Annotated in this window: 4 protein-coding genes; all 4 read left to right on the plus strand. The window is 45.4% G+C overall.

Annotated features, from left to right (window positions below):
• A partial coding sequence (gene nrdD / locus RDQ32_RS10750; protein ID WP_308580477.1) for an anaerobic ribonucleoside-triphosphate reductase occupies positions 1 to 1,938 on the plus strand: 1,938 nt, incomplete at its 5' end.
• Between the two features lie 6 nt (positions 1,939 to 1,944).
• Positions 1,945 to 2,463: an anaerobic ribonucleoside-triphosphate reductase activating protein gene (gene nrdG, locus RDQ32_RS10755; protein ID WP_308580479.1), complete on the plus strand. Its 519-nt coding sequence runs from the start codon at positions 1,945 to 1,947 to the stop codon at positions 2,461 to 2,463.
• Positions 2,464 to 2,666: 203 nt separating this feature from the next.
• Positions 2,667 to 3,101 (plus strand): hypothetical protein, encoded by a 435-nt coding sequence (locus tag RDQ32_RS10760; protein ID WP_308580481.1) that lies wholly within the window; start codon positions 2,667 to 2,669, stop codon positions 3,099 to 3,101.
• 253 nt (positions 3,102 to 3,354) lie between these two features.
• Positions 3,355 to 4,494, plus strand: a complete 1,140-nt coding sequence (locus RDQ32_RS10765) for a PLP-dependent aspartate aminotransferase family protein (protein ID WP_308580482.1) — start codon at positions 3,355 to 3,357, stop codon at positions 4,492 to 4,494.
• Positions 4,495 to 4,615: the final 121 nt, after the last annotated feature.

Raw genomic sequence — 4,615 nt, forward strand, 5'->3', positions numbered from 1 at the left:
GTGGCCCAGAAGTATGTGCGTTATCGTTATAAGAGAGAGATGGCAAGAAAAGCCAACTCCACCGATGAGGATATTCTGGCATTAATCGATCAGGCAAATGAAGAGCTAAAGCAGGAAAACTCCAATAAAAACCCTGTTATTAACAGTACCCAAAGAGACTATATGGCGGGAGAGGTTTCCAAGGATTTAACCAGAAGACTTTTGCTTCCGGAGGATATTGTAAAGGCCCATGAAGAGGGAGTTATTCACTTCCATGATTCTGATTACTATGCTCAGAAGGAGCATAACTGTGACCTAATCAACCTGGAGGATATGCTGCAAAACGGCACGGTGATTTCCGAAACCATGATTGAAAAGCCTCACAGCTTCTTCACTGCCTGCAATGTAACCACCCAGATTGTGGCACAGGTGGCTTCCAACCAGTACGGCGGACAGTCCTTTACCCTTTCCCATTTAGCACCTTTCGTAGATATCTCCAGACAGAAGATTCGGGAAGCGGTTATTGCGGAAAGAAAAGAAACCGGCGAGAGCATGGATGAGGACATCATTGCGAAAATCGTAAATCGCCGTCTGAAGGAAGAAATTAAGAGCGGAATCCAGACCATCCAGTATCAGCTGATTACCTTAATGACCTGTAACGGACAGGCGCCCTTTGTGACCATGTTCATGTATTTGGATGAAGTTCCTGAAGGGAAGACTCGAGAGGATTTGGCTCTCATTATCGAAGAAGTGCTTCATCAGAGAATGCAGGGCGTAAAAAATGAAAAGGGCGTTTGGATTACTCCGGCCTTCCCCAAGCTCATCTATGTTTTGGATGAGGACAATATTACCGAAGATGCGCCTTATTATCATTTGACCAAGCTTGCTGCCCAGTGTACTGCAAAGCGTATGGTTCCAGACTACATTTCCGCAAAGATTATGCGGGAGTATAAGGGAGGAGATGTGTATCCCTGTATGGGTTGCCGTTCCTTCTTAACAGAGGACAAGGAAGGCTTGGGAGAAAATGGTGCCCACAAGTATTACGGTCGCTTTAATCAGGGTGTGGTAACCATCAATCTGGTGGATGTGGCTTGTTCCTCTGAGGGAAATATGGACAGCTTCTGGCAGATTTTAGAGGAAAGGCTGGAGCTTTGCCACAAGGCCTTACGGCTTCGCCATGAGAGACTTTTAGGTACGGTTTCCGATGTGGCGCCTATTTTGTGGCAGCATGGTGCCTTGGCAAGACTGAAGAAGGGCGAGAAGATCGACAAGCTGCTTTACAACAATTACAGCACCATTTCTCTGGGCTATGCAGGTCTTTATGAGATGTGCGTACGGATGCTTGGAAAGTCCCATACCACAGAGGAGGGAAGAGCATTTTCCTTAAAGGTTATGGAGAAGCTGAACGACTCTTGTAAGAAGTGGAGAGAGGAAGAAAAGATCAGCTACTCCGTTTACGGAACCCCCATGGAGTCCACTACCTATAAGTTTGCAAAGGCTTTGAAGAAGCGCTTCGGAACCATTCCGGGAGTCACGGACAAGAACTACATTACCAACTCCTATCACGTTCATGTTTCCGAAAAGATTGATGCCTTTTCCAAGTTGGCCTTTGAGGCGGACTTCCAGAAGCTTTCTCCGGGAGGAGCCATCAGTTATGTGGAAGTTCCCAATATGCAGAACAATATTCCTGCGGTTTTAAGCCTGATGCATTTTATCTATGAAAATATCATGTATGCGGAGTTAAACACCAAGTCCGACTATTGCTGTGCCTGCGGTTATGACGGAGAGATTCAGATTGTGGAGGACAGTTACGGAAAGCTCCAGTGGCGTTGCCCCAACTGCGGAAATGAGAATCAGGATCAGCTGTCTGTTGCCAGAAGAACCTGCGGCTATATCGGCACCCAGTTCTGGAACCAGGGCAGAACCCAGGAGATTAAGGACAGAGTGTTACATCTGTGAGGAAATATGCACTACGGAGAAATTAAATACTTTGATATTGCCAACGGCCCCGGTATCCGAGTGAGCCTTTTTGTTTCCGGCTGTCCCCATGCCTGCAAGGGCTGCTTTAATGAGGCTTCCTGGAATCCCTCCTTTGGAGAAGCTTTTACGGAGGAAGTGGAGGAAAGGATTTTGCAAGCCCTTGATAAAAAGGAAATTCAAGGCTTGACCCTTCTTGGGGGAGAACCTTTGGTGCCGAAAAATCTTCATGCACTACTGCCGCTTCTTCGGAAAATGAAGGAGCGCCTTCCGGAGAAGGATCTTTGGTGTTTCAGCGGCTACCGCTATGAGGAGCTTATGCAAAGAGAGGGTAAAGAGAAGGAAGAAATTTTGGAATTGTTTTCACAGCTTTCCGTTCTGGTAGATGGCAGGTTCCATTTAGAAGAGAAGGATTTAAGGCTTTTGTTCCGGGGATCCCGAAACCAGCGTTTGATTTCCATACCGGAAACACTGGAAAGCGGCAAGATTTGCCTGTATGCGGAGTAGAATGATGAATCTGCTTGCAGAACAGTTTTAGAAGAATCCTAGGAAAGCCTTAAAGAATTTGTTTGTATTTCTTCCTCTTCTTCCTGTATAGTGGGGGTTAAGAGAAGCTTTTGCTTCGTTTTTGCCGCATAAGAAAAATAGCGTGTAGGAGCATCAAAATTGATAAGTTCCTGTTAAATGCATAGAGCTCAAGGAGGTTGAAGATGAGAAAAAGAGGATTAGTACTGGCAGCACTTTTGGCTATGGGAATTTTGGCCTGCGGAAAGAAGGCGTCCACTGCAGAGAGTAGCGCCGCAGCAACAACAGCGGAAGTAAAGACCGGTCAGGAAGGGGAAGATAAGGAAAGTAAGGCTGCTACAGAAGCTGCCAAGGCAAAGGAGTCCACTACTGCTGAAACAAAGGGGAAGGAAGAAGGCGGCAAGGAAAAGAAGGATTTAACCGTGATTACGGGAACTATCACCGATGCAGCCATGAACAGCGTAAGCGTTAAGGGAAATGACGGCAAGGACTATGAGCTGAACAAGATTGATAAGTCCGACATTTCCGGACTTTCTCAGGGCATCGAAATCGGCACCAAGGTGGAGGTGACCTTTGATAAGGATATGAATATCCTATCCATGGTGGACCCGGGAAAATAAAGCTGTTGTTTCTACAAGGCTTGATTCGGAAGTAGGAAGCCGGTGTTTCCGCCAAGATATACGATAGTTCATGAAAGCTTCCGGTCGGAGCTTTGTTATATTCAATATCAACAAAAAACATACTTGTTATAAATTATCCCTATAACTAAATCTTAATATTTTGCATTATCCCTTTTTGCTTTTTTATGCTACAGTGTGCAGGAAAAGAAAAAAGGGATTTTTTTATCATAGAGGAAGAAAGAGGGAAAGAATTATGGCATATCATATCAGTACACGATGTCAACACTTGGAAGGACAGAATAAGGAGGAGCATTACGGGGCGATTTCCTATCCTATTTACCCAAGCTCCGCCTTTATTCATCAGGAGGTAGGGGGGAAGAATCCCTACGATTATTCTCGTTTGCAAAACCCCACCAGAGCACAGCTGGAAAAGGTGGTGGCTTCTTTAGAACACGGTACGGATTGCATTGCCCTGTCTTCAGGAATTGCGGCGTTGGCCTGTATTATGGAGCTTTTTCGTCCGGGAGACCATATTATAATTGATCGTGACCTATATGGCGGCTCCATTCGATATTTTCGTGAGGTAAATGAGAAGAACGGTCTTCAGTTTTCCAGGGTATCCCTTCATGAGGATGGCTGGGAAAAGGAAGTTAAGGAGAATACCAAGGCCATTTTTCTGGAAAGTCCTACAAATCCTTGCATGAATGTAAATGATATAGAAGCGCTGGGGAAATTTTGTAAGGCACATAATTTACTTTTGATTGTGGACAACACCTTCCTTTCTCCCTATTTTCAAAATCCTCTGGAGCTTGGGGCGGATATTGTGCTGCATAGCGGCACCAAGTTTTTATCCGGACACCATGATGCCATTGCAGGCTTTATTGTGGTAAAGGATGAGGCACTTCAGGAAAGACTTCGTTTCTTGTTTAAGACTACCGGAGCAGGACTGGATGCCTTTGACAGCTGGTTGATTTTACGAGGCATCAAGACCTTAGCCATTCGTATGGAAAAGGCGCAGGAAAACAGTCTGAAAATTGCGGAATTTTTAGAAAAACACCCGAAGGTAAAGAGGGTTTTGTATCCGGGACTTCCCAATCATCCCGGGCATGAACTGATGAAGAAGCAGGCCAGAGGCTTCGGGGCGATGATTTCCTTCGACGTGGAATCCGGTGAGGAGGCTAAAGAAATTTTAAAGAGAATTCAGTTGATTTATTTTGCGGAGTCCTTGGGAGGAACGGAAAGTCTTTTGACCTATCCCCTGACCCAAACTCATGCGGACGTACCAAAAGAGATTTTGGCGGAAAACGGAATATATGAAACCACCCTCCGCCTGTCTGTAGGTATTGAGGATGCGGAGGATTTGATTTCGGATTTAAAGCAGGCATTAGGATAAAAATGAAATATGCAGTATGGTCTTGAAAAAGAAGCTGTAAAATAATATGCAGTATAGGTCTTAAACGGGGCACGCTCCCGCTAGCCTCGCCCTGCAGGGGTTCTAAGCTTTTACAAAACAA

Source organism: uncultured Oribacterium sp. (genome assembly GCF_902481605.1).
Lineage (GTDB): Bacteria > Bacillota > Clostridia > Lachnospirales > Lachnospiraceae > Oribacterium > Oribacterium sinus.

Bases quoted from the DNA above. Each gene is read 5' to 3' on its own strand.
- nrdG (WP_308580479.1), top strand. From the start codon at position 1,945: ATGCACTACGGAGAAATTAAATACTTTGATATTGCCAACGGCCCCGGT.
- RDQ32_RS10760 (WP_308580481.1), top strand. From the start codon at position 2,667: ATGAGAAAAAGAGGATTAGTACTGGCAGCACTTTTGGCTATGGGAATT.
- RDQ32_RS10765 (WP_308580482.1), top strand. From the start codon at position 3,355: ATGGCATATCATATCAGTACACGATGTCAACACTTGGAAGGACAGAAT.